Origin of the sequence: Sphingomonas sp. HT-1 (genome assembly GCF_048568905.1) — a bacterium.
GTDB lineage: Bacteria > Pseudomonadota > Alphaproteobacteria > Sphingomonadales > Sphingomonadaceae > Sphingomonas.
In genome coordinates this window covers 508,853-532,326 of record NZ_CP183770.1, presented here as the reverse complement: position 1 = coordinate 532,326, position 23,474 = coordinate 508,853, and the positions used below count along the sequence as shown (strand labels likewise).

Sequence of the window (23,474 nt, the reverse complement as noted above, 5' to 3'; positions counted from 1 at the left end):
GACGTTGACGGCCGCCGTCCTGGCTTATAGTCAGACAAAAAATGGAGGAGGAAGCGATGCCAGGGTTCAACGCGCGCGGTCACGTCATCCATCGGCGCGGGCTGCTCCAGGGTGCGGCGATGTTGGGCAGCCTCGCAGCCGCGCCGCACGCACGCGCTTCCGCAAAGGCGCCGCCGCTCGCGCCCACGCCGCCCATGGGCTGGAACAGCTGGAACAGCTTCGCCACCACCATCACCGAAGCCCAGGCGCTGGAGATAGCCGAGATCCAGGCGCGCGAGCTGCTGCCATTCGGCTACGACATCTTCACCATCGACATCCAATGGTACGAGCCGGAAGCGAACAGCTACACCTATAACGCCAAGCCGGTGCCGACGATGGACGCCCATGGGCGGCTGCTACCGGCGCCGAACCGCTTCCCCTCGGCAGCGCATGGCAAAGGCTTCGGCCCGATCGCCGCAAAGGTACATGCTTTGGGTTTGCGCTTCGGCGTCCACCTGATGCGCGGCATTCCCCGACTCGCGGTGGAACGCAACCTGCCGATCCTCGGCACCAGCGGGGTCCGCGCCGCCGATATCGCCGATACCGGCAGCACCTGTCCCTGGAACCCCGACATGTACGGCGTCGACATGCGCAAACCGGGGGCGCAGGCCTATTATGACAGCGTGTTCTCGCTGTTCGCCGCCTGGGGCGTCGATTTCGTGAAAATGGACGATATGAGCCGCCCTTATGATGCGCATGCCCCTGAGATCGAAGCGGCGGCGCGCGCGATCAAGGCAACGGGAAAGCCGATCCTGCTGAGCCTCTCGCCCGGCGAGACGCCGGTGCCGCGCGCCGACCATGTCGCTCGCCATGCCCAGATGTGGCGCATCTCCGACGATTTCTGGGACGAGTGGAAGCTGCTGGACGCCCAGTTCACCCGGCTGGAAAACTGGAGCCCGTACGCCCGCCCGGGTGCCTGGCCGGATGCCGACATGCTCCCGCTCGGCCGGCTCGCGCTTGGCCAGCGCGACACCAAGTTCACCCCCGACGAGCAGCGGACGCTAATGACGCTCTGGTCGATCGCCCGCTCGCCGCTGATCATGGGCGGCGACCTGCGGCATCTCGACGCCCCAACCCGCGCGCTGCTCACGAATCGGGAGGTGATCGCGGTGAACCAGGCGAGCAGTGACAACCGCCCCTGGTTCGTCGCCGACGATCGCCGCGTCTGGACCGCACGCGCGGCCGGGGGCGGCCATTATGTCGCGCTGTTCAACACCGGCGACAAGGCCGGCGAGGCTGCGTTCGACCTGCGACTGTTGGGTCTGGCGGGCGCGGTGCGGGTGCGCAACCTGTGGGAGAGCAAGGACGAGGGCCAAGGCCCGCTCCGGCTCGCGCGCACGCTGCCGCCGCACGGCGCCTGCCTCTATCGGGTGACGGCGGCATGATCCGCGCGCTCGCCCTCTCGCTGCTGCTCGCCGCCTCCCCCGCCGCGCTCGCCCAGACGAGTGTGCCGCCGCCCGCTGCCGAACCGGCGGTGACGCTGACGCTGCGACCCGACCTCCAGCGGCCTGGCCAGCCCTTTGAGGGCTGGGGCACGGCGCTCGCCTGGTTCGCGCACGTCACCGGCGGCTATCCCGACCCGGTGCGCGAGAAGCTTGCGGACCTGTTCTACGGGCCCGACGGACTGGGCTGGACGATCGCCCGCTACAATATCGGCGGCGGCGACGCGCCCGAGACCAAGCCCTATCTTCGCCTGGGCGCTGATGTGCCCGGCTTCTGGCGCCGCCCCATAGGGGCAACCGGCATCGACTGGTGGGATCCGGCCGATCCGGCAATGTGGGACTGGTCCGCCGACGCCAACCAGCGCTGGTGGCTGGACGCGATCAAGCGCCGCGTGAAGGCGCCGATCTTCGAAGCCTTCTCGAACTCGCCGCCCTGGTTCATGACCGTGAGCGGCAAGGTCTCGGGCGCCGAAAAGGGCACCGACGACAATCTCCGCCCCGGGCAGGAAGCGCGCTTTGCCGAGTATCTGGCGATCGTGGTGGACAAGCTGCAACAGGCGCACGGCATCAGCTTCCGCACGCTGTCGCCGGTCAACGAGCCGAATACCGACTATTGGTTCGCCAAGAACACCCAGGAAGGTGCGCATTGGAGCCCCGCGCGCCAGGCGCTGATGATCGATGCGTCCGACCGCGCGCTCAAGGCGCACGGCCTCAAGACGGTGATCGCCGCCCCCGACGAGACCAACTCCCACCTCTTCGTGCGCGACTGGCAGGGCTATCCGGCAGCGACGCGCGCCCGGATCGGCCAGTTGAACGTGCATAGCTATGGCAGCGTACACCAGACGGCGGTGCGCGACATCGCCCGCGCCCATGGCATCCGCCTGTGGATGAGCGAGAACGATACCCCGCTCGACAAGGATCCCGAGAATTTCGACGGCATCGCCACGCCGCTCGCCTTTGCCGAGCATGTCGTCCACGATCTCAAGCGGCTGGAACCGGTCGCCTGGGTGTTCTGGCAGGCGGTGGAGCGCCGAGGCGAGGGCAAGGGCGACGGCAGCGGTGGCGGCAGCAACTGGGGCCTGATCAAAATGGCCTATACACCCGCATCGGCGGCCGAGCATCCGATCCAGCTTACCCGCAAATATTGGGCGATGGCGCAGTTCAGCCGCTACATCCGGCCCGGCTATCGGCTGGTGCCGGTCGACGATGCCGATACGGTCGGCGCGCTATCACCGGACGGCAAGCGGCTGGTGCTGGTCCACGTCAATGGCGGCGCGGTGACCCGGCGGCTGACGATCGGCGTGCCGGGGGCGCGGGTGGTGGAGCGGATTGTAACCGATTCCACGCGGGATGCTGCGGTCGTACCAGCACAGGCGCTCGCCGAACCCGGGGCAATCACCACGCTGATCGTGGCGCTTCGCTGATCCCAGCGACCTCCCATGCACGCCGCTCGCGCTTGCGGCGGGGGAGAAGAAAGAGAAAGGGCCGGAACTTTCGTTCCGGCCCTTCTCGCATCACTCGGCGTCGGCCTTCTTCTTCGCCGCTGCCTTTTTGGGCTTCGGCGCGGCTTCTTCGCCTTCGCCTTCGGCAGCCTTCGGCGCCTTCTTGGTCGCCGCCTTCTTCACCGGCTCGGCCTCGACGAGCGCATCGCCCTCGGCGGCCGGAGCCTCCTCGGCCTTGGCCTTCTTGGCCGCCGGCTTCTTGGCGGGCTTCTCTTCACCAGCCTCATCCGAAGCGTCAGCCTTCTTGGCGGCCTTCTTCTTCGGCTTGTGGTTGTCGTGATCGTGGACGTGGGTGCCCGACGAGAAGCCGTCTTCGCTCTCGATCGCGGCTTCCAGCTCTTCCTTGGTCACTTCGCGATCGGTGATTTCGGCCTTGTCGAACAGGAAGTCGACGACCTTGTCCTCGAACAGCGGCGCGCGCAGCTGAGCAGCCGCCATCGGCTCCTGCTGGACATACTGGATGAAGCGCTGGCGATCCTGCGGGCCATACTGCTGCGCGGCCTGCGCGATCAGGCGGTTCATTTCCTGCGCGGTCACTTCGACGCCGTTGGCGGTGCCGATCTCGCTGAGCAGCAGGCCCAGACGCACGCGGCGCTCGGCGATCGCGCGGTATTCGTCGCGCTCGCTCTCGAGCTCGGCAAGCGCTGCGGCCGGATCTTCCTCATGCTCGGTCTCGTGGACGAGCTGGTGCCAGATCTGGTCGAACTCGGCTTCCACCATCGACGGCGGGACCGGGAAGTCATGGCCGGCGGCGAGCTGGTCGAGCAGCTTGCGCTTCATATGGGTGCGGGTCAGGCCGTTGAGCTGCTGCTCGATCTGGCCCTTCAGCAGGCCGGTCAGCTGCTCCAGGTCCTGGAGACCGAACGCCTTCGCCATGTCGTCGTCGATCTTGGTCTCGCCGGCGGTCTGCACCGCGGTGATCTTGACGTCGAAGGTCGCGGCCTTGCCGGCCAGATCCTTGGCGCCGTAATCTTCCGGGAAGGTGACGTTGAGCTGCTTCTCGTCGCCGACCTTCACGCCTTCGAGCTGCTCCTCGAAGCCCGGGATCAGGCGGCCCGAGCCGAGCTCGACGGCCATGCCCTCGCCGGTGCCGCCGTCGAAGGCGACGCCGTCGACCTTGCCGACGAAGTCCATGACGACCTGGTCACCCGTGGTCGCCGCGTGGCCCTCGGCGGCATCGTCCCAGCGCTTCTGCTGGTCAGCGAGCTGCTTCAGCTGCTCCTGCACTTCCGAATCCTGCACCGGCACCGTCAGGCGCTCCAGCTTCAGGCCTTCGATCGACGGGGTCGGAACGTCGGGCAACACTTCCAGCTCGACCTTCACTTCCGCGTCGCCGCCGGGGGCATATTCGCCCTCGAGGCTGACCGACGGCTGCATCGCCGGGCGCAGCTTGTGATCGGCGATCAGCTTCTGGATGCCTTCCTGGATCGAGCTGTTGAGCGCGTCCTGGGTCAGCGCCTCACCGTGCATCTTGCGGACCAGGTTGGTCGGCACCTTGCCGGGGCGGAAGCCGGGCATGCGAATCTGCGGAGCGACCCGCTTGACCTCGGCATCGACCTTCGAGTCGATGTCCGCGGCGGTGATCTTCAGCGTGAAGGCGCGCTTCAGGCCCTCGTTCAACGTCTCGACAGTCTGCATTCTCACGCTTTCTCAAAGGAATCGGAATTGCGGTGTACCACACATCAGCCACGAGGACTGGTGCGGGCGAAGGGAGTCGAACCCCCACATCTTTCGATACTGGAACCTAAATCCAGCGCGTCTACCAGTTCCGCCACGCCCGCAGGGACACCGCCGGTCGGCGGGCTCTATAGCAGTCATGGGGTCCGGGGCAAGTACGAAGCAACGTTCCGGTGCGTTGCCGCGTTAGCGTGGAAACAAGCAGGAGATCGACCATGCCCGTGGAGCCCCCCGTTCAACCCATTACTCCCCCGGCCGAAAGCCCCGCGCCAGATCCCGGCCAGCCGGGCAGCCCGCCGCCGGAAATCTCCCCGCCCGGTCCCGACATCGACGTTCCTGCGCCGCAGACCGATCCCGGCATCGCCCCGGGCATTACGCCCGGCCAGCCCATCGCCTGACACATGGAGAAGATCATGCCCGAACCGACCCAAGACCGTGACGACGATCGCCCCGACATCCAGCAGGCCGTCGAAGCACGCGCCGATGCGGCGAAGAACGCCCAGACCGATGCAACCCCGCTCGAAGGCGCTGGCGGTGAGAACGGCGCCGGCGGAGTCGTGAAGAACCAGGACGGGAATCAGCAATAGATGGCGCCTGCGGCCTCCTCTCCACATCGGGGTTCACCAACGCCGTTCGAAGCGCTCAGCCGATGATTGAACGCCATCTTCTGAAGTTGCGCCTGCGCGACGTGATCAGCGCCGAGGAGGAGGCCGCACTGCGCGGGACGATCGTGGATACGGTAGTACACGCCGCCAATCGCACGATCGCCCGCGCTGGTGAGTCGCTGCAACATTCGACGCTGCTGCTGGAAGGGCTGATCGGGCGCTACAAGGATCTAAGGGGCGGAAGCCGGCAGATCACGCACCTGCACGTTCCGGGCGACTTCGCCGATCTGCACGGCTTCACGCTCAAGCGGCTGGATCATTCGCTGCTCGCGCTCAGCCCGTGCGTAGTCGCGCGCGCGTCGCACAGCCGGCTGCAAGAAATAACCGAGCGCTTACCGCATCTGACGCGAATGATGTGGTTCTCCACAAATGTCGACGCGGCCATCCACCGCGAGTGGGAGGTTTCGCTCGGCCGGCGCTCCGCAATCCAGCGAGCGGCGCATCTGTTCTGCGAATTGCAGGCGCGCATGGCCGTAGTCGGGCTGGCCGAACCGGACAGCTATGCGTTGCCGATCAGCCAGGCCGAACTAGCGGAGTGCCTGGGGCTCACCCCGGTGCATGTGAACCGCGTCCTGCGTGACTTGCGCGAGCGCGAGTTACTCGAATTCCGCAGCGGCCAGGTGCTGATGCGGGATGTGCAGGCCTTGAAGCGGCTAGCGGAATTCGACCCCGATTATCTGTATCTGCAGCCCCTGCCGCTGTGACCGGCCCGTGCCTGCCACAGCGGCCGGCCGATGATCATCGCGCCGTCAGGTCGACGATCCGATCACGATCGTAGCGCAGTACCCCCGGCATGGCAGGTATCCGGCCGACGGTAATGCCGAAATAGTTCGGAAGCTTGCCTACCGGACGATACTCCGCCCGCCGAATGGGGAACTTGGCCAGACGGGGATCGATGGCTGCCTGTTCAGGCGCGGCGCCCAGGAAGTTGGGAATGTCCATCGGCACTGGGAAGTTCTTGTCGGCCACCGTGACGCTCGGCTTCCCCTGCTTCGTCGCGATAAGGCCCAGATCGGTGATCTCTCCCGCCGCCACCTTGAACTTCACGCTTCCCATGCACCAGCAGGTGCCGGCCGCGCCACCCGCGGGCATAACCTGTGCGGGGCCGTAGATGCGGTATTCGCCGGGCGTCAGTTCCTGCAAATAGGTGGAAGCGCCGCCATCCTGCTTGGCGAAGCGATTGGTAGGGCCGATCGCCACTCCGGTCATCAGTTCAAACGGCGTGAACTCGAAGTTCGCCTCGGTCGGCTCGACGGGCTTTTGCGGGCGAGCGGCATTGGGCATGCGCGTCTCGTCGGCCATCAGCGACTCGTAGCTTTTCAGCTTCTTCTGATACTTGCGCTGCGCCTCCGCGAAAGCCTTTGCGCGTAGCGCTGCATAGATCGCCTTCTCCGACTCCGAAGGCACGCGCACCAGATGCAGCGGCATCGCGGTATCCGTGCGAAGCAGGACATAGCCGGATGCGGGGTTGAGCGAGATCGACGGCTTATCGGCGACCGCCTTGGTCTTCACGAATGCCGGTGCCTTTTCGCCGGCTGCCGCGGGCGCCGCCGCAAGCAGCGACATGATGGTAAGAATGGTCGCGCGGATCATAGCCCCAGAGCCTCCCCGTTCGATGCCGCCTTGGCGGCGACGAGCGCCTGCTGCTTCAGAAAGACGATGCGGCGTTCCTCGCCGACATGCCCGATCCCTTCCTCGAAGTTAAATTCGGTCCACAGATCCTTGGGCAAGCCGTAGCGCTGGTACCCCTTGTAAAACATGCAGGTGCGCATGTTGATGCGCCGCGCCTTGCGTTTCTCGGCCGAACCGAAGATCGCCACCGCCAGCACATTGCCGATCGCCCCGCCGACCGCACCTGCCATCGTGCCAGAATAGGGATAGGGCACCTGCTGATAGCCGATTCCGCTTGTCAGGCCGCTGGCATAGCCGTCGCATTCGCGAATATCGGCATAGGCCGTCGCGAAGTCGGTATCGTCGCGACGGAAATAATAGTATTTGTCGAAGTCCTGGGCTTCGGTGCCGTTCGGTTCGAACGCGAGCACCGGCATCTTCACCCCTGCCGGATCCAGTTCCTTGGCGCTTGGCGTGCCGAACGGAGACGCGCTGTCCAAGAATATTGCTGGTTTCGCGACAGTCGGCAGCGCTGCGTCCTGCGCAAATGCCGGTGCCTGTGCGCCAAGTATTGCCATCATCACCGCGCATGCGGCGATTCGCCGGTCTTTCATATCCCCCCCCGTTTTCACCGTCGCCAGATCCGGCGACTTCCCCAGGGAGAAGATACACATTGGCGCTATTGCAGCAAGACTGCCGCGCACGAAAGCAAATCAGCGCGCCATGCGCCGTGCCGTCAGGATTTTCACAGGCGCTTCAGGAACTTCGCCTTTGAAGCTGCCCATCAACGTCTTGGTGGGGGAAGTCGGCGCGTCGAAAATCTTCAGCAGTACGTCCCCCCCTTCGATCACGCGACCGAAGGCGGCATAGCCGAGGTTGTCCCCCGGCTTGGCGGGATCGGCATCGAACGATGGCTGATCCCCTACCATGATCGTGAATTCGCCGCGCGCGCTCCCCGGCGCGAGCCGCGGCAACGATAGTGTGCCGTCGAGATGCTTGATGCCGGTTTCGCTGGTCGGCTCGTGCTTGATCGGCGGAAACATCTTGGCCGGCGCGTTCTGCACGCCGAACTGAACGAACCCAAACTTCTCCGCTGGCTTGACGGTCCGATAGAACGCCGCCCCATCGAGCCGCTTCGCGTCGACATAGCGAAGGAAATTGCGCGCGGAGACGGGCGCCTTATCGAGATAGACTTCCACGATCATCCGGCCCGCGCTCGTCTCGATCGCGACCTGGGGATTCGCAGGCGGGCTCACCGGCGCCGGGGCCGTCTGCGCTGAAGCCGCGAGCGGAAACAGGCACAGGGCCAGAACGAGCAGTCGACGCAGCATCCGTTCGCCTCCCCTAGCTCAATGCCTTCTTCAGCAGTTCGTTGACGACCGCGGGGTTGGCCTTGCCCGCCATCGCCTTCATGGTCTGCCCGACGAAGAAGCCGAACAGTGCTTCCTTGCCGGCGCGATACTGCTCCAACTGGTTCGGATTCTTGGCGAGGACGTCGGCAATCACCGCCTCGATCGCGCCGGTGTCGCTGGTCTGCTTCATTCCGCGTTCTTCGACGATCTTGCCCGGCGCGTCGCCGCTTTCGAGCATGATCTCGAACACCTGCTTGCCCAGCGTGTTGGAGATCGTCCCGTCAGCGATCAGCGCGAGCAGCTCGGCGCCCTGTTCGGGGCTCACGGGGCTTTCGTCGATACCCTTGCCCAGACGATTGAGCGCCCCGTACAGATCCGAGAGCAGCCAGTTGGCTGCTGCGCGTGCAACTTCCTGTTCGCCCTTCTTCTGGATCCGCGCGCTCTCGGCGAGCAGCGCCTCGAACCAGCGCGCCGTCTCCGCCTCGGCGGTCAGCACCGCGGCATTGTACGCGGTGAGGCCCAGCGACTCCTCATAGCGGCGGCGCTTGGCGTCAGGCAGCTCGGGTAGGCTCTGGCGGCACTCCTCAAGGAAGCTCTCGTCCAGCTCGAGCGGCAGCAGGTCGGGATCGGGGAAGTAGCGGTAATCGTGCGCATCTTCCTTCGATCGCATCGACCGGGTCTCGCCCTTGTCCGGATCGAACAGGCGAGTTTCCTGGACAATGCGACCGCCGCTCTCCAGCACTTCTACCTGGCGGCGCGCCTCATATTCGATCGCTTGCATCACAAAGCGGACCGAGTTGACGTTCTTGGTCTCGGTACGCGTGCCGAACGGCTCGCCCGGCTTGCGGACCGACACATTGACGTCAGCGCGCATCGAGCCCTGATCCATGTTGCCGTCGCACGAGCCCACATAGCGCAGGATCGAGCGCAGCTTCGACAGATAGGCGCCGGCTTCGGCCGGCGAGCGCATGTCGGGCTTGGAGACGATCTCCATCAGCGCCACGCCGGCGCGATTCAGGTCGACATAGGAGCGGCTCGGATGCTGATCGTGCATCAGCTTGCCCGCATCCTGCTCGACATGGATGCGCTCGACGCCGATCGTCTTCACCTCGGCCTCGGGATCCTTCTCGTCGAGGCTGATCGTTACCGTGCCCTCGCCCACCAGCGGATGGTAGAGCTGGCTGATCTGATAGCCCTGCGGCAGATCGGCATAGAAATAGTTCTTGCGATCAAAACGCGACCATTTGTTGATCACGGCGCCGATCGCCATGCCGGTGCGCACGGCTTGCCGGATGCACTCGCGGTTGGGCGTGGGCAGCATCCCGGGCATGGCCGCGTCGATCAGGCTCACCTGGCTGTTCGGCTCGGCCCCGAATGCCGTTGCCGCACCGGAAAACAGCTTGGCGTTGGACGTCACCTGCGCGTGGACTTCGAGGCCGATCACGACCTCCCACTCGCCGGTATCGCCCTGGATTCGGTAGTTCGATGCAGTCTTGGTCGCCATGTGCTCTTCACAAGGTAATGGGAATATGCGTGGCTCTGCCTATCGCGCGTCGCCGCCTTCAGGTCCAGCGCACAATTGCGCAGCCGCATCGAGTCGATTAGGCGCCGCCGATCAAGGAGTATGGCAGGCATGGCCTCGGTGTCGTCGCGGTTAGAGGATCGGGTAACGGGATTGCGGGTGGCGGTGCTGCTGCCCTGCTATAACGAAGAGGTGGCGATCGCGCGGACCGTGGCGGCGTTCCGCACGAGCCTGCCCGGCGCCACCGTCTATGTGTACGACAACAACAGTCAGGATCGGACGAGCGAGGTGGCACGCGCTGCGGGAGCCGTGGTGCGCACCGAGCGGATGCAGGGCAAGGGCAATGTCGTCCGCCGCATGTTCGCCGATATCGAGGCGGACGTGTATGTCCTGTCCGACGGCGACCTGACCTATGACGCAGATGCCGCCCCTGCCCTTATCGAACGACTGCTCGACGAACAGCTGGACATGGTGGTCGGCGCGCGGAAATCCGAGGTGGAGTTGGCCTATCGGCGCGGTCACCGTCTGGGCAACCGAATGCTGACGGGCATGCTGGCGCGGCTGTTCGGCCGCAGCTTCAGCGACATCCTGTCGGGCTACCGGGTGTTCTCGCGCCGCTTCGTGAAGAGCTTTCCCGTGCTCTCCGCAGGGTTCGAGATCGAGACCGAGATCAGCATCCACGCGCTGGAGCTGCGAATGCCGGTGGCGGAAGTTGTCACCGCCTATGCGGCGCGGCCGGAAGGCTCGACCTCGAAGCTATCGACCTATAGCGATGGCTGGCGGATCCTGCGGACGATCGTGACCTTGTTCCGCATCGAGCGGCCGATCCTGTTCTTCGGCGGCATCGGCGCGGTGCTGGCGCTGCTGGCGGTGCTGCTCGCGATTCCGCTGGCGGTAACCTATTGGCACACCGGCCAAGTCCCGCGCCTGCCGACGGCAGTGCTGGTGACAGGGTTGTCGATCGTGGCGACGCTGAGCTTCTTCACCGGGCTGATCCTCGACACGGTGGTCCGCGGCCGGCGCGAAGTGCGCCGGCTGGCGTATCTAGCCGTGCCGATCGTGCAGAAATAACGATCCTCCCCGGCTCGGGGAGGGTCGTTAGATTACCACCAGGCCTTGGGACGCGCCGTGAACCCGGCGCGCTGCTCGATCGCCAGCCCGGCGTTGAGCACGCCCTGCTCGTCAAAGGGTTTGCCGATGATCTGCAGGCCGAGCGGCAGGCCTGCCGCGTCGAGCCCGCCCGGCACGCTCATCGCGGGTACGCCTGCCAGGCTGGCCGGCACGGTGAACACGTCGTTGAGGTACATCGCCAGCGGATCGACCTTCTCGCCCAGGCCGAACGCGGCGCTCGGCGCGGTGGGGGTGAGCAGCAGGTCGCACTGGCTCCAGGCATTGTCGAAGTCGCGCGCGATCAGCGTGCGGACCTTCTGCGCCTGGGTGTAATAGGCGTCGTAGAAGCCTGCCGAGAGTACATAGGTGCCGATCAGGATGCGGCGCTTCACTTCGTCGCCGAAGCCGGCGGCGCGGGTGGCGGCGTACATCTCCTGCAGGTTCTGGCCCTCGGCCAGCTCGCGCAGGCCGTAGCGCACACCGTCATAGCGGGCGAGGTTCGACGAGGCCTCGGCCGGCGCAATGATGTAATAGGCCGGCAGCGCGTACTTGGTGTGCGGCAGGCTGACGTCGACGATCTCGGCGCCCGCATCCTTCAGCCAGGCGATGCCCTGCTGCCACAGCGCCTCGATCTCGGCCGGCGTGCCGTCCATCCGGTATTCGGCGGGGATGCCGACGCGCTTGCCGCGCAGATCGGCGGAGAGGCCCGCCTCCCAGTTCGGCACGGGCATGTCGAGCGAAGTCGAATCCTTCGGGTCGAAGCCGGCCATCGCTTCGAGCAGGATCGCGCAGTCGCGTACGTCGCGCGCCATCGGGCCTGCCTGGTCGAGCGAGGAGGCGAACGCCACCACGCCCCAGCGCGAGCAGCGGCCATAGGTGGGCTTGATGCCCGAGATGCCGGTGAACGCCGCGGGCTGGCGGATCGAGCCGCCGGTATCGGTGCCGGTCGCCGCCGGGCAGAGCCGCGCAGCAATCGCTGCCGAGCTGCCGCCTGACGAGCCGCCGGGCGCGAGCGGCGTATTGTCGCCCTCGCCCCGCCGCCAGGGCGAAATCACGTTGCCGAAATAGCTGGTCTCGTTCGACGAGCCCATCGCGAACTGGTCGAGATTGAGCTTGCCCAGCATGCCGGCGCCCGCATCCCACAGCTTGTGCGAGACGGTCGACTCATATTCCGGTTTGAAGCCTTCGAGGATGTGGCTGGCGGCGGTGGTCTGGACGCCCTTGGTGGCGAACAGGTCCTTCATGCCGATCGGCACCCCGGCCAGCGGCTTGAGCGTCTCACCCGCCGCGCGCGCCTTGTCGGCTGCTTCGGCAGCAGCGAGCGCATGCTCGGGAGTCTTGACGATGAAGGCGTTGAGCGCGTCGGCGCCGGCAACCGCGGCGTTGAACGCCTCGGCGACCTCGCGCGCGGAGAATTCCCCGTCGCGCACGCCGTTGCGGATGGCGGCGACGCCCAGATCGGTCAGCGTGCTCATTCCACCACCTTCGGAACCGTGAAGAAGCCATGTTCGCCCTGCGGCGCGTTTGCCAGTACGGAGTCGCGCTGCTGGCCCTCGGTGATCACGTCGGCGCGCAGGCGCAGCGTGTTCGGGATCACCGCAGTCATCGGCGCGACATCCTTCGTGTCGACTTCGCCGAGCTGCTCGATCCAACCGAGGATGTTGTTGAGTTCGGGCGCCAGGCGCTCTGCGTCAGCGTCGCTGATCGCGATACGCGCCAGGCTCGCCACTTTCTTCACGGTTGCGGTGTCTACGGACATGGCATTGCGCCTATCAGCCGAGCCCCGCCCCTTCAAGCGTCCGCATCGCGCATCCGCACTTGCGGTTGCATCCTTCGCACGCGACAGTGACCGGAACGCGATTGCGTTGCCGCCTGTTTACGCTGCATTGCACAATGGAGAGGCCGATTGGCCCGGAAATTTCTCTACGCGGTTGCGATCCTGATCATGCTCGGCGTTGCTTCCCTCTTCACCTACCGGCTCTATGGCATTCAACTGATGCGCCAGTTCATGGTGCCAGGGGGAGAAGTCGCCGATCTGCCCGCTATGTCAGCACGGGACTATGCGCGGGCGGAGATGTGGATCGCGCGGCCGGACAAACCGGGTAACCCCGCGCTGTGGACTCCCGCCGGCCAGAGCGCCACGCCGGCCCCGCGCGCGGCGCTGTTCTTCATCCATCCCACCTCTTTCCTCGACACCAGGCAGTGGAACGCCCCGCTCGACAATCCGGACGCCAATGCCCGCGCGGAACTGTTCCTGCGGGGGCAGGCGAGCGCATTCAACGCCAGCGCCGCGATCTGGGCGCCGCGCTATCGCCAGGCGACCTTCGGCGCATTCCTCACCAGCAAGGCGCAGGCGCAGCAGGCGCTCAACCTTGCCTATCGCGACGTGGCGGCGGCGTTCGAGGAGTTCCTGCACGAAGCCGGCGACCGCCCCCTCATCCTCGCGGGCCACAGCCAGGGCGCATTGCACCTTTCCCGCCTGCTCGCCGAGCGAATCGCGGGCACGCCAGTGGCGCGGCGCATCGTCGCGGCCTATGTCGTCGGCTGGCCCGTGTCGCTGACCGCTGACCTGCCGAAGATGGGCCTGCCGGCCTGCACCGGCCCGGACCAGCCCGGCTGCATCCTTTCCTGGCAGAGCTTCGCCTCCCCCGCCGATCCCGCGCTGATCCTCGATACGTTCGATGCGACGAACGGCTACACCGGCAAGTCGCGCGCCGGCACCCCGATGCTCTGCATCAACCCGCTGACCGGGAAACCCGGCGGTTCGGCACCGGCCAGCGCGAATCTTGGAGCGCTGATCCCCGACGCGAACCTGCAATCGGCTCGACTCGAAGCGGGCCGCGTGCCCGCACGTTGCGAAGGCCGCGGCATCCTGACGATCGGCGCCGCTCCGCCGGACTTCAGCCAATATGTGCTGCCCGGAAACAATTATCACGTGTTCGACTACAGCCTGTTCTGGGCCAATGTTCGTGCGGACGCGGCGCGCAGGCTGGCGGCATACAAGCAGTAGCCGCCCCCGCCGCGGTCAGGCATTTGGAAGTCTTGGGCACCTCTTCTATAGCCGCGTCGTGATCACTATCGCCCCCGCAGAATTTCGCGCCGCCCTGCCCGAGGGCGGCCGCCTGATCGGCCTCGACGTCGGCACGAAGACGATCGGCACTGCGCTGTGCGACGCGGGCTGGAGCTTCGCGAGCCCGGCACTGCTGGTCCGCCGCACCAAGTTCAGCAAGGACAAGGCGGCACTCGCCGAGCTCATCGCTTGCCAGCAGGTTCGCGGGATGGTCATCGGCCTGCCGCTCAACCTTGACGGAACGGATAGCCCGCGCACCCAATCCACCCGCGCCTTCGCGCGCAACTGCGAGGATATGGGCCTGCCGATCCTGCTGTGGGACGAACGCTGGTCAACAGTCGCGGTTGAGCGCACGCTGATCGAACAGGACGCCAGCCGCGCCAAGCGTGCCGAGCTGATCGACAAAATGGCCGCCGCCTATATCCTGCAAGGCGCGCTGGATGCCCTGGTGAACGCCTGATTTTTTCGTCCAGCGTCGTTGCAGTGACGATCCGTTTACCTCGTCCGCTTACCTCTGCGAGGCGGAGGGAGGACTGGTCATGATGTCGATATTGACGAATACGGCGGCAGCGCAGGCGGTACGCGCGCTGAACGAAGCAACGGCCGAAATCGATCTTCGACAACAGCGCATTTCCACCGGCCGCAAGGTGAATGGCACCAAGGACGACAGCGCATCGTACATCATAGCACAATCGCTGCGTGGGGACGCAGGCTCGCGCCGCGCAATTGGCCAAAGCATGGCACGCGCCGGCTCGGTACTCGATGTCGCCGCCAGCGGGGCTGAGCAGATCAGCGATCTCGTCAATCAGATCAAATCAAAGGGCTACAGCCTTAGCGCCGCGTCTGATGCGACCTCGCGTGCCGCCATTCGGGCATACATCGAAGCCCTGGTCACGCAGATCAACAGCATCGCCAAAAGCGCCGACTTCAACGGCACCAACCTGCTGACGGGCAAAGAGGCGCCGCTGGTTCGGACCAGCAGCACCATGTCGATGTCCACCTCCGCCTATGCACTGCCGCCCGTTCCAACTATGGCCGCGCTGCCCCAGGGATCGACGATCACAGACACGAGCAAAACCAGCTATGGCCTGCCCGCCTCGCCCCTGACGCCCGCCAGCTTCGCGACGGCGCTCGCTACGCTGAGCGGCGGAGGTGCGAAGACGGCGACCATGAATGCCGGCGCCGCGCCAGGCCGCGTGGTACTGGTCATCGACGCTTTCAGCGTGCCGGACGCGGTGGAGATCTGGCAAGGCAGCACACGCGTTGCCGCGACTGGCGCCTCCTACACACCGGGGGGCGCGGCCACCGGGCCCGGATCCAACGTCTCGGGCAAGTCGCTGCTCGCTTTTGACTACGATCCGGCCAAGGGACAGGATCTGGAAATCCGGGTCAATCCCGCCGGGGCACAGCCGGGGACCGCCTGGACCATCCAGGGCCTACAACTCCAGGATCTTAACGACCCCCTGCCGAGCGACACCACCTATCAGTCCGGATCGGTCGTCACATCCATTGCGCTGGGAGATCCGCTCCCCGTCTCTACCGATCCCGAACAGGCCGGCGAGAGCCTGAACATGCCACCGGAAAACGCCAGCACCTCCTACAGCGTCGACTTAGGGACACAGGCCGGGCGCCTCGATGTGGCGTTCGACGCCTTTGGCGTCGGCGACGTGATGGAAGCATGGCAGAACGGGGTCCGCCTCGGCGCCACCGGGCAATCCTACGCCCCCGGCGGCAACGCGGTCCCGGCTGGCACTGCGGTGACCGGCCAGCAGATCGTCAGCTTCGACTATGATCCGACAAAGGGGGCTGTGACCTTTCAGTTCAACCCTGGCGGTGCCAGCCCGAACAGCGCTTGGGCGGTGACCGGCATGGCGCTCAACCGCACTACCGACCCCGTCGCCACCGCGACCACGAGCAGCTCTTCCGCCCAGATCGTGGGCTATGCGCCAGTCAACTATGACGTCATCACCAATCTGGACCAGAGCACGCTCAGGATCACCTCGCGTGATTTGACCGCAGCCGGCCTGGGCCTCGAACCGCTCGACTGGTCCGAACCGTCCCGTGTCGTCGATGCTGCCACTGCCGCGGGGGAACGAATGAAGGAAGCGCTCAGCCACTTCGGCAGCAAGGCACGCGCTTTTGACCGCGCAGCAAGCTTCAATTCGACATTGGCCGACGTGCTGGACGGCGCGGTGGGAGCGCTTGTCGACGCTGATTTGGCGGTCGAATCCGCCAAACTCCAATCCGCGCAAATCAAGCAGCAGCTCGCGGCGAAAGCATTGTCGATCGCCAATAATCAGCCAAAGATCCTGCTTTCGCTGTTCGACCGCGCCGCCTGAACCGGAGTCGCGATCTTGCGCGGCCGCCCTGCTCGCTCTAGGCGGCGGCTTTAATGCACACTTCCGATCATCGCCCCGGTGCCCAGATACAGGGCAGCGCCGTTTTCCCGCACCGGCACCTCACCGGCATTTCGGGACTTCAGCCCCACGAGATCATGTTCCTGCTCGACGAGGCGGAACAATGGGTCGAGGCCAATCGCAGCCGTGCCAAGAGCGACAAGAGGCTGGAGGGCCTCACCCAGATCAACGCCTTTTTCGAAAACTCTACACGCACGCTGCTGTCGTTCGAGATCGCCGGCAAGCGCCTGGGAGCGGACGTCGTCAACATGCACGCCGCGCAGAGCAGCGTGAAGAAAGGCGAGACGCTGATCGACACCGCCGTCACGCTGAACGCGATGCGCGCCGACGTGATCGTCATCCGGCATTCGAGCTCGGGTGCGGTGCAATTGATCGCTGACAAGGTCGATTGCCCGGTGCTCAATGCTGGCGATGGCTGGCACGAGCACCCCACCCAGGCGCTGCTCGACGCCCTCACCATCCGCCGTCGGCGCGGCCAGGTCTCGGGGCAGCGCGTGGTGATCTGCGGCGACATCCTGCACAGCCGCGTCGCTCGCTCGAACATCCTAGCGCTCACGGCGCTGGCCGCCGAGGTCCGTGTGGTCGCGCCGTCCACGTTGATGCCGCCGGCGATGGACCGGATGTTCGTCACCCCGTTCACCGATTTCGACGCCGCGCTGGAAGGCGCCGACGTGGTGATGATGCTGCGCGTCCAGAACGAACGGATGGACGGCGGCTACATCCCTTCGACACGCGAGTTCCACATGCGCTACGGCCTCACCCCCGAACGCCTCGCCCGGGCCAAGCCCGACGCGCTGGTGATGCACCCAGGCCCCATGAACCGCGGTGTGGAGATCGACTCGATCGTCGCCGACCATCCCGAACGCAGCGCGATCACCGAACAGGTCGAGATGGGGGTGGCGGTGCGCATGGCGTGCCTCGACGTCCTCACCCGACGATCGCGCGGCGTGGAGGGTTGGGCATGAGCAGCATCCTCTTCCGCAATGCAACGCTGGTCTGCCCGACGGGCGGGATTACCGAAGGCGATCTGCTCGTCCAAAGCGACACGATCGCCGCGGTCGGCGCGATCGAGGCTCCGGCCGATGCCGAAATCGTCGACGTTGCCGGCAAGGTGCTTGCACCCGCGCTGATCGATCTAGGCGTGTTCGCCGTCGACAAGGGTGCGTGCCGCTTCGGCGGGATCGCGCGGGTTGGCCTGATGCCCGACCAGTCGCCGGTGCTGGACGACCCCGGCATTATCCGCCGCGCCGCGGTTTCGGGCAAGCCGCAGCTCTGGGTGCATCCGCTTGCCGCCGCGACGCGCGGTTTGCAGGGCGAGGATCTGGCGGAGATCGCGATCAATGCCTCGGCGGGCGCGCGGGCCATCGCTACGGGGCGGCGCTGGATCGGCAATGCCGGCACGATGCGCAAGGTGCTGCTCTATGCGCGCGACCTGGGCCTCACCGTCGTCGCGCATGCCGAAGATGGCGGGCTGGCGAATGGCACCGTCGCCACCGCCGGCGAGACGGCGGCCCGCCTCGGCCTGCCGAGCGCACCCGCAATTGCCGAAGCGCTGGCCATCGCACGCGACTTGATGCTCGCCGAAGAAACCGGCGCCAAGCTTCACTTCCGCCAGGTGACCACCGCCGCCGGCTTCGACCTGATCCGCGCCGCCAAGCGCCGCGGCGTGCGGGTCACTTGCGGCATCACGCCCGCCCACCTGCTGCTGTCGGACATCGCGATCAGCGACTTCCGCACCTTCGCGCGCCTATCGCCGCCTTTGCGCGACGAAAGTGACCGCCAAGCGGCGCTGGCCGCCATTGCGGACGGCACGATCGACGTGATCGCCTCCGGCCACGACCCGCGCGGGCCCGAGGCCAAGCGCCTTCCCTTCGCCGACGCCGAGCCGGGCATGGCGGGGGCAGAGACGCTGCTGGCGCTGTCGCTCACGCTGGTGCGCGACGGCAAGCTCGGCCTCGACCGTCTGTTCGCGCTGCTCGCCGCCAATCCGGCCAAGATCCTGGGGCTGGAGAGCGGCGCGCTGAAGGCGGGCCTGCCCGCCGACCTGATCGTGCTAGATCCGGAAACGCCCGGGGTGATCGATGCGCGCAGGATGAACGCCCGCGCCGGCAACACGCCGTTCGATCGCCTGCCCACCCAAGGCCGAGTGTTACGGCTCTACAAAGGCGGCGCGCTGGTCGAGTGATCAGCGCGCGGCGACGCGGGTGCCGGGCTTGACCCAGCCAGCAGCCGCATCGCCCGCCGCCATGCGGACGAAGCAATCGCTCCGGCGAGCCTTCACCGCGCGGCACAGCGCATCGGCATCAGCGCGCGCAAAGCCGCCGACGGAAAGGCGATAGACGCTAACTCCACCGCTGGCGATGACCGCGCCTTGCGGCTTGTGCCCGGCGAGCGGGGGAACACGGCCAATCAGTCGCTGCCACGCATCACGGGCGACGGCGGCGTTCTCGAATGCGCCCAGTTGCACCATGTAGGCACCGGTCTGCAACGGGATGACCTTCCGCACCGGGGCCGGCGGCTTGCGGATTCGGGCGCTCGACGGCAGCTGGGCAACCCAGACGGGTGCGGGCGGCACGGGCGCACGCGCCGGCGCTGCTTCTGCGCGCACGCGCTCCGGCTGTCGCACGAGCGCAAGCGCCGCCGGCTGTCCGCCATCCGCCACCGGTCGCACGCCCAGGAGCGCGGCGACCAACGCAGCAGCCCGGGCGGGACGGACAAGGCTGGCCCATTGCGTCAGCCGTTCGTTCACTCGATCCGGCGCGAGATCCGCGGCGGCAACTGCCTTCGCTTCCTGCCAGCGGCCTGCCAGCGCCAAGGCGAGCGCCAGATTTTGCCGGGTCCTCGCCGTTGCGCCCGCCGCTCGTGCAGCTGGTGTCAGTATCTCGATCGCCGCCAGCGGATCGCCGGCAAGCGCCAGTGCCAGGCCCCGGTCACTCGGATCGATGCTTTCTGCCTGGCTGGTCAACAATGTCCGCGCACCGGCGCTGTCGCCGCTCGCAACGCGAGCAAGCGCGAGGTTCAACGCCACCCGCTGATCCTGTTGGGGGTGCAGCGTGTACGCGTCCTCCAACGCCTGTGCGGCAGAGATGAAGCGCCCCGCACGCAGATAGGCCTTCCCCAGCGCCGCACGATGGCCCGCATGGTCCGGGTCTCTCGCAACCGCAGCCTCGGCGTCGCGGACCGCCGTGTCCGCCCCGATTTGCTCGGCAGACTCGGCGTCTTGCGCGATCGCCACGCCCTGCCGCGCGGGCGCGGGCCCGCCCAACGCCGTCGCCAACATCGCGGCGATCGTCAGCATCGTGCGTGGCAGCATGTCCGTCCTCGTCCGTTCTGGGCGCTTGGCAGCCCCGTGGGGCGACGCCCCGAAATGGCACGAACGCGGATAAGAAGCGGTTAACGCACCGTCAGTCCAGCACCCAGTCGGCCCGCACAATTCCTTGGGCATAGAGCAAAGCCGTCAGGTCGCCGTGGTCGATCCGCGCGCCGGCCGCCGCCGCCACGATCGGCTTGGCGTGATAGGCGACGCCCAACCCGGCCTTGCGGATCATCGCCAGGTCGTTGGCGCCGTCGCCCACTGCCATCGTCTGCTCGGGCGATAGGCCAAGCTCCGCCGTCGCGCCGAGCAGCGTGGTTTCCTTAGTGCTGCTGTCGACGATCGGCTTGGTGACGGTGCCGGTGAGCTTGCCGCCTTCGATCTCCAGCACATTGGCGATGCGGCGATCGAAGCCGATCTGCGTGCCGACCGGCTCGGCGAAGCGGGTGAAGCCGCCCGAGACGAGGATCGTATGGGCGCCCCGCGCGCGCATCGTCTGCACCAGCGCCTGAGCCCCCGGCATCAGCCGCACGCGCTCTTCGAGGCACTGGTCGATCGCGGTCTCGGGCAGGCCCTTGAGCAGCGCCACGCGGGCATCGAGCGCCTCGGCGAAGTCCAGCTCGCCGCGCATCGCCCGCTCGGTCACTTCGGCGATCTGCGGCTTGATTCCGGCATAGTCGGCGAGTTCGTCGATGCACTCGACGGTTATCATCGTCGAATCCATGTCGGCGACGAGCAGCTTCTTCTCGCGATGCACCTCCACCTGCACGATCACATCGGTGCCGGGGACCGCCCCTTCCAGCGCGGCGCGCGCCGCGTCCGGTTGCGCCGCAAAGGGCAGATCCGCCGCGATGCCATCGTCGAGCCACCGCCAGCTACCGGGCACGCACCCCGCAGCTGCCAGGCGATCCTTGGCCGCCTCCAGCTGCCCTGACGTGAGACCTTCTGCTATCAGCGTCGCAATGAACATGATTTCCCCTGGGCTACCGCGCGTGGCGCTCATTGCAGGGCCGACGGCAAGCGGCAAGTCCGCGCTGGCGCTCGCGCTCGCCGAAAAGCATCGCGGCACCGTGATCAACGCGGATTCGATGCAGGTCTATGCCGACCTCCGCATCCTCACCGCCCGCCCCTCCGAGGAAGAGGAAGCCCGCGCGCCGCACCGGCTGTTCGGCCATATCGACGGTGCCGAGGCCTGCTCGGCCGCGCGCTGGGCCGCCGACGCGCGCGCTGCGATTGCCGAAGCGCACGCGGAGAACCGCCTGCCGATCCTGGTTGGCGGCACCGGCCTATATCTGCGTACGCTGATCGACGGCATCGCGCCCATTCCCGAAATCGACCCCGCGATCCGGGCGAGGGTGCGCGCACTGCCGGTCGCCGAAGCCCATGCCGCGCTCGCCATCGCAGATCCCGGATCGGCCGCCCGGCTCAACGCGAGCGATACCACGCGGGTCGCCCGAGCACTGGAAGTCGTGCGCTCCACCGGGCGCACGCTCGCGGAATGGCAGGATCGCCGCGAAGGCGGCATCGGCGCGGACGTCTATCTCGCTCCGCTGATCCTGCTGCCCGATCGCGCCTGGCTGGGCGAGCGCATCGATCGCCGCTTCGCCATGATGGTCGCGACGGCGAAAGACGAGGTCCGCGCATTGCTCTCGCGCAGCGACGTCCCCGCCGACGCACCGGTGCTGCGAGCGATTGGCGTAGACGAGATCAGCAGGGTTCTTGCCGGCGAGTGGAGCGATGACGAGGCTGTTTGGGCGGGGGCCACGGCTTCGCGACAATATGCCAAGCGTCAATACACTTGGTTCCGCCGCCAACCCCCTGGGGGTTGGGAGTCGACGGCGGAGACAGATACATACATAAATGCCAAGAGAATTGAAAGGAAATTATCTCTTTAGGGGTTGACCTATCATATTCGTGCGAGTAGCAGCCCTTCTCCGGCGGAAATCTTTCTGCACTGTATACCATTTTGCGATTGCGTGGAGGCAAATGTGACCGAGAAGAGCGGCGCAGACATCCTGATCGAGGCTTTGACCGACCTCGGGGTGGAAGTCGTGTTCGGCTATCCCGGCGGTGCCGTGCTTCCGATTTACGACGCCCTGTTCAAGCAGGACCGGATCAAGCACATTCTGGTCCGCCACGAACAGGCCGCCACGCACGCCGCCGAGGGCTACGCCCGTTCGACCGGCAAGCCGGGAGTCGTCCTTGTCACCTCGGGCCCGGGCGCGACCAATGCGATCACCGGCATCACCGATGCGCTGCTCGATTCGATCCCGATGGTCGTCATCACCGGTCAGGTGCCGACGACGCTGATCGGCACCGACGCCTTCCAGGAAGCGGACACGGTCGGCATCACCCGCCATTGTACCAAGCATAACTATCTGGTGAAGCGGCCGGAGCTGCTGGGCGCGACGGTGCACGAGGCGTTCCATATCGCCACGTCTGGCCGCCCCGGTCCGGTTGTGATCGATATCCCCAAGGACGTGCAGGTCGCCACCGCACGTTACGAAGCGCCCGGCCCTATCCAGCACAAGACCTATCGGCCGACGACAGAACCAGACGCTGCGAAGATCCAGGAAGCGGTCGATATGCTGGCGGCGGCTGAGCGCCCCGTTTTCTACACGGGCGGCGGCGTCATCAATTCGGGGCCGGAAGCCACGCGGTTACTGCGAGAGCTGGCTGCAATCACCGGCGCGCCGGTTACGTCGACACTGATGGGCCTGGGCGCCCTGCCCGCGTCGTCGGACCAGTGGCTGGGCATGCTCGGCATGCACGGCACCTATGAAGCAAATATGGCGATGAACCAGGCCGACTTGATCATCGCCGTCGGCGCACGCTTCGACGATCGCGTCACCGGGCGCCTGGATGCGTTCGCGCCGAACAGCCGCAAGGTGCACATCGATATCGATCGTTCGAGCGTGAACAAGAATGTCCGTGTCGATCTGCCGATCATCGCCGATTGCGCACGCGCGCTGGATGCGATGATCGAAAGCTGGAAGACGCGCGCCCACCCCAAGCCGGATCTTGGCGAATGGTGGAGCCGCATTCATGGCTGGCGCGCGCGCCGCTGTCTCGACTTTCCGGAAGGCGGCGATGTCATCATGCCGCAGCGGGCGATCCGCGCGCTGTACGAGGCGACCAAGCATCGTGCCCCGATCATCACCACCGAGGTCGGCCAGCACCAGATGTGGGCGGCCCAGCATTTCGGATTCGAGGCGCCGAACAAATGGCTGACCAGCGGCGGTCTCGGCACCATGGGGTATGGCTTGCCTGCTGCGATCGGCGCGCAACTGGGTAATCCTGACGCGCTTGTCATTGATATTGCTGGCGAAGCTTCGATCCAGATGAACATTCAGGAACTTGCGACCGCTACGCAATATCGCCTGCCGGTGAAGATCTTCATCCTCAACAACGAATATATGGGGATGGTCCGCCAGTGGCAGGAGCTGACCTACCAGTCGCGCTATTCGGAGAGCTATTCGGACGCGCTACCCGATTTCGTGAAGCTCGCCGAGGCCTATGGCTGGAAGGGCATCCGCATCGAGAAGCGCGCCGAGCTGGACGACGGCATCCAGGCGATGCTCGACTATGATGGCCCGGTGCTTGTCGATTGCCGCGTGGCGAAGCTGGCAAACTGCTTCCCGATGATCCCGAGCGGCGCGGCGCACACCGAGATGCTGCTCCAGGCGAGCGAAGTCTCCGGCGAAATGGACGACGAGGCCAAGGCGCTGGTTTGACCGGATTTTGGATCCTCTCC

Annotated in this window: 22 protein-coding genes and 1 tRNA gene; 13 read left to right on the top strand and 10 right to left on the bottom strand. The window is 66.2% G+C overall.

Translation table 11 applies throughout. The annotated features are described in order from the left end of the window. Positions 1-56 precede the first annotated feature (56 nt). Both ACNFJ7_RS02565 and ACNFJ7_RS02560 read left to right on the top strand, forming a co-directional pair. Entirely contained in the window at positions 57-1,424 is a 1,368-nt protein-coding gene (locus ACNFJ7_RS02565) for a glycoside hydrolase family 27 protein (RefSeq protein WP_050990205.1), read from the top strand. After that, on the top strand, positions 1,421-2,905 hold the full coding sequence (locus ACNFJ7_RS02560) for a glycoside hydrolase (RefSeq protein WP_019370568.1): 1,485 nt from the start codon (positions 1,421-1,423) through the stop codon (positions 2,903-2,905). Before ACNFJ7_RS02565 ends, ACNFJ7_RS02560 begins: the two co-directional genes overlap by 4 nt. Before the next feature lie 90 nt (positions 2,906-2,995). Here the strand turns inward: ACNFJ7_RS02560 and tig are convergent, their stop codons facing one another. Both tig and ACNFJ7_RS02550 read right to left on the bottom strand, forming a co-directional pair. Then, positions 2,996-4,621, bottom strand: a complete 1,626-nt coding sequence (gene tig, locus ACNFJ7_RS02555) for a trigger factor (RefSeq protein WP_019370567.1) — start codon at positions 4,619-4,621, stop codon at positions 2,996-2,998. Between the two features lie 58 nt (positions 4,622-4,679). Continuing rightward, positions 4,680-4,764: transfer RNA gene (locus ACNFJ7_RS02550), tRNA-Leu, on the bottom strand. 111 nt (positions 4,765-4,875) lie between these two features. On the opposite strand from ACNFJ7_RS02550, the gene ACNFJ7_RS02545 reads away from it, so the two are divergent. The 3 genes from ACNFJ7_RS02545 (at position 4,876) to ACNFJ7_RS02535 (ending at position 6,029) form a co-directional block, all read left to right on the top strand. Continuing rightward, complete coding sequence (locus ACNFJ7_RS02545; RefSeq protein WP_082664456.1) at positions 4,876-5,058, top strand: hypothetical protein; 183 nt, start codon at positions 4,876-4,878, stop codon at positions 5,056-5,058. 15 nt (positions 5,059-5,073) lie between these two features. Next, positions 5,074-5,247: a hypothetical protein gene (locus ACNFJ7_RS02540; protein ID WP_162839597.1), complete on the top strand. Its 174-nt coding sequence runs from the start codon at positions 5,074-5,076 to the stop codon at positions 5,245-5,247. Positions 5,248-5,333: 86 nt separating this feature from the next. Next, positions 5,334-6,029 carry a Crp/Fnr family transcriptional regulator gene (locus ACNFJ7_RS02535; RefSeq protein ID WP_236704461.1) on the top strand — a complete coding sequence of 232 codons (696 nt, stop codon included), beginning with the start codon at positions 5,334-5,336 and terminating at the stop codon, positions 6,027-6,029. Positions 6,030-6,063: 34 nt separating this feature from the next. On the opposite strand, the gene ACNFJ7_RS02530 is transcribed toward ACNFJ7_RS02535, so the two are convergent. The 4 genes from ACNFJ7_RS02530 to gatB all read right to left on the bottom strand — a co-directional run bounded on the left by ACNFJ7_RS02530 (position 6,064) and on the right by gatB (position 9,792). Continuing rightward, positions 6,064-6,918, bottom strand: coding sequence for a hypothetical protein (locus tag ACNFJ7_RS02530; RefSeq protein WP_019370564.1), 855 nt, complete (start codon positions 6,916-6,918; stop codon positions 6,064-6,066). Then, on the bottom strand, positions 6,915-7,436 hold the full coding sequence (locus ACNFJ7_RS02525; RefSeq protein WP_192813039.1) for a hypothetical protein: 522 nt from the start codon (positions 7,434-7,436) through the stop codon (positions 6,915-6,917). The genes ACNFJ7_RS02530 and ACNFJ7_RS02525 overlap by 4 nt, the downstream gene beginning before the upstream one ends. A gap of 213 nt (positions 7,437-7,649) precedes the next feature. Further along, the gene (locus tag ACNFJ7_RS02520; RefSeq protein ID WP_019370562.1) at positions 7,650-8,267 is read right to left on the bottom strand and encodes a peptidylprolyl isomerase; all 618 of its coding nucleotides are present in this window, start codon (positions 8,265-8,267) and stop codon (positions 7,650-7,652) included. Positions 8,268-8,280: 13 nt separating this feature from the next. Beyond that, positions 8,281-9,792, bottom strand: coding sequence for an Asp-tRNA(Asn)/Glu-tRNA(Gln) amidotransferase subunit GatB (gene gatB / locus ACNFJ7_RS02515; RefSeq protein WP_019370561.1), 1,512 nt, complete (start codon positions 9,790-9,792; stop codon positions 8,281-8,283). Positions 9,793-9,921: 129 nt separating this feature from the next. On the opposite strand from gatB, the gene ACNFJ7_RS02510 reads away from it, so the two are divergent. Beyond that, a complete protein-coding gene (locus ACNFJ7_RS02510) occupies positions 9,922-10,881 on the top strand; it encodes a glycosyltransferase family 2 protein (RefSeq protein WP_050990204.1) in 960 nt (319 codons plus the stop codon). Positions 10,882-10,913: 32 nt separating this feature from the next. Here the strand turns inward: ACNFJ7_RS02510 and gatA are convergent, their stop codons facing one another. Both gatA and gatC read right to left on the bottom strand, forming a co-directional pair. Beyond that, a complete protein-coding gene (gene gatA / locus ACNFJ7_RS02505; protein ID WP_019370559.1) occupies positions 10,914-12,395 on the bottom strand; it encodes an Asp-tRNA(Asn)/Glu-tRNA(Gln) amidotransferase subunit GatA in 1,482 nt (493 codons plus the stop codon). Next, a complete protein-coding gene (gene gatC / locus ACNFJ7_RS02500; protein ID WP_019370558.1) occupies positions 12,392-12,679 on the bottom strand; it encodes an Asp-tRNA(Asn)/Glu-tRNA(Gln) amidotransferase subunit GatC in 288 nt (95 codons plus the stop codon). Before gatC ends, gatA begins: the two co-directional genes overlap by 4 nt. A gap of 147 nt (positions 12,680-12,826) precedes the next feature. Between gatC and ACNFJ7_RS02495 the strand changes: the two genes are divergently transcribed. The 5 genes from ACNFJ7_RS02495 to ACNFJ7_RS02475 all read left to right on the top strand — a co-directional run bounded on the left by ACNFJ7_RS02495 (position 12,827) and on the right by ACNFJ7_RS02475 (position 18,592). Further along, on the top strand, positions 12,827-13,930 hold the full coding sequence (locus ACNFJ7_RS02495) for a DUF3089 domain-containing protein (RefSeq protein ID WP_019370557.1): 1,104 nt from the start codon (positions 12,827-12,829) through the stop codon (positions 13,928-13,930). 58 nt (positions 13,931-13,988) lie between these two features. Continuing rightward, positions 13,989-14,450 (top strand): Holliday junction resolvase RuvX, encoded by a 462-nt coding sequence (gene ruvX / locus ACNFJ7_RS02490; protein ID WP_019370556.1) that lies wholly within the window; start codon positions 13,989-13,991, stop codon positions 14,448-14,450. Between the two features lie 79 nt (positions 14,451-14,529). Further along, positions 14,530-16,329, top strand: a complete 1,800-nt coding sequence (locus ACNFJ7_RS02485) for a flagellin (RefSeq protein ID WP_019370555.1) — start codon at positions 14,530-14,532, stop codon at positions 16,327-16,329. Positions 16,330-16,382: 53 nt separating this feature from the next. Next, on the top strand, positions 16,383-17,372 hold the full coding sequence (locus ACNFJ7_RS02480; protein ID WP_026009316.1) for an aspartate carbamoyltransferase catalytic subunit: 990 nt from the start codon (positions 16,383-16,385) through the stop codon (positions 17,370-17,372). After that, a complete protein-coding gene (locus ACNFJ7_RS02475; RefSeq protein WP_419724232.1) occupies positions 17,369-18,592 on the top strand; it encodes a dihydroorotase in 1,224 nt (407 codons plus the stop codon). The genes ACNFJ7_RS02480 and ACNFJ7_RS02475 overlap by 4 nt, the downstream gene beginning before the upstream one ends. On the opposite strand, the gene ACNFJ7_RS02470 is transcribed toward ACNFJ7_RS02475, so the two are convergent. Beyond that, positions 18,593-19,720, bottom strand: coding sequence for an SPOR domain-containing protein (locus tag ACNFJ7_RS02470; RefSeq protein ID WP_160327951.1), 1,128 nt, complete (start codon positions 19,718-19,720; stop codon positions 18,593-18,595). Positions 19,721-19,811: 91 nt separating this feature from the next. Beyond that, on the bottom strand, positions 19,812-20,690 hold the full coding sequence (serB, locus tag ACNFJ7_RS02465) for a phosphoserine phosphatase SerB (protein WP_019370551.1): 879 nt from the start codon (positions 20,688-20,690) through the stop codon (positions 19,812-19,814). Between serB and miaA the strand changes: the two genes are divergently transcribed. Then, positions 20,689-21,615, top strand: coding sequence for a tRNA (adenosine(37)-N6)-dimethylallyltransferase MiaA (gene miaA, locus ACNFJ7_RS02460; RefSeq protein WP_026009315.1), 927 nt, complete (start codon positions 20,689-20,691; stop codon positions 21,613-21,615). The two genes, serB and miaA, sit on opposite strands and share 2 nt — an antisense overlap. Before the next feature lie 93 nt (positions 21,616-21,708). After that, the gene (locus ACNFJ7_RS02455; protein WP_026009314.1) at positions 21,709-23,454 is read left to right on the top strand and encodes an acetolactate synthase 3 large subunit; all 1,746 of its coding nucleotides are present in this window, start codon (positions 21,709-21,711) and stop codon (positions 23,452-23,454) included. The last annotated feature ends 20 nt before the right edge of the window (positions 23,455-23,474 follow it).

Excerpts from the sequence above, each read along its gene's own strand:
- ACNFJ7_RS02545 (WP_082664456.1), top strand. The coding sequence starts at position 4,876 with ATGCCCGTGGAGCCCCCCGTTCAACCCATTACTCCCCCGGCCGAAAGC.
- ACNFJ7_RS02560 (WP_019370568.1), top strand. The coding sequence starts at position 1,421 with ATGATCCGCGCGCTCGCCCTCTCGCTGCTGCTCGCCGCCTCCCCCGCC.
- serB (WP_019370551.1), bottom strand. The coding sequence starts at position 20,690 with ATGTTCATTGCGACGCTGATAGCAGAAGGTCTCACGTCAGGGCAGCTG.
- ACNFJ7_RS02480 (WP_026009316.1), top strand. The coding sequence starts at position 16,383 with ATGCACACTTCCGATCATCGCCCCGGTGCCCAGATACAGGGCAGCGCC.
- ACNFJ7_RS02510 (WP_050990204.1), top strand. The coding sequence starts at position 9,922 with ATGGCCTCGGTGTCGTCGCGGTTAGAGGATCGGGTAACGGGATTGCGG.
- ACNFJ7_RS02520 (WP_019370562.1), bottom strand. The coding sequence starts at position 8,267 with ATGCTGCGTCGACTGCTCGTTCTGGCCCTGTGCCTGTTTCCGCTCGCG.
- gatA (WP_019370559.1), bottom strand. The coding sequence starts at position 12,395 with ATGAGCACGCTGACCGATCTGGGCGTCGCCGCCATCCGCAACGGCGTG.
- gatC (WP_019370558.1), bottom strand. The coding sequence starts at position 12,679 with ATGTCCGTAGACACCGCAACCGTGAAGAAAGTGGCGAGCCTGGCGCGT.
- gatB (WP_019370561.1), bottom strand. The coding sequence starts at position 9,792 with ATGGCGACCAAGACTGCATCGAACTACCGAATCCAGGGCGATACCGGC.
- ACNFJ7_RS02540 (WP_162839597.1), top strand. The coding sequence starts at position 5,074 with ATGCCCGAACCGACCCAAGACCGTGACGACGATCGCCCCGACATCCAG.
- ACNFJ7_RS02475 (WP_419724232.1), top strand. The coding sequence starts at position 17,369 with ATGAGCAGCATCCTCTTCCGCAATGCAACGCTGGTCTGCCCGACGGGC.
- tig (WP_019370567.1), bottom strand. The coding sequence starts at position 4,621 with ATGCAGACTGTCGAGACGTTGAACGAGGGCCTGAAGCGCGCCTTCACG.
- ACNFJ7_RS02485 (WP_019370555.1), top strand. The coding sequence starts at position 14,530 with ATGATGTCGATATTGACGAATACGGCGGCAGCGCAGGCGGTACGCGCG.
- ACNFJ7_RS02565 (WP_050990205.1), top strand. The coding sequence starts at position 57 with ATGCCAGGGTTCAACGCGCGCGGTCACGTCATCCATCGGCGCGGGCTG.
- ACNFJ7_RS02530 (WP_019370564.1), bottom strand. The coding sequence starts at position 6,918 with ATGATCCGCGCGACCATTCTTACCATCATGTCGCTGCTTGCGGCGGCG.
- miaA (WP_026009315.1), top strand. The coding sequence starts at position 20,689 with ATGATTTCCCCTGGGCTACCGCGCGTGGCGCTCATTGCAGGGCCGACG.
- ACNFJ7_RS02470 (WP_160327951.1), bottom strand. The coding sequence starts at position 19,720 with ATGCTGCCACGCACGATGCTGACGATCGCCGCGATGTTGGCGACGGCG.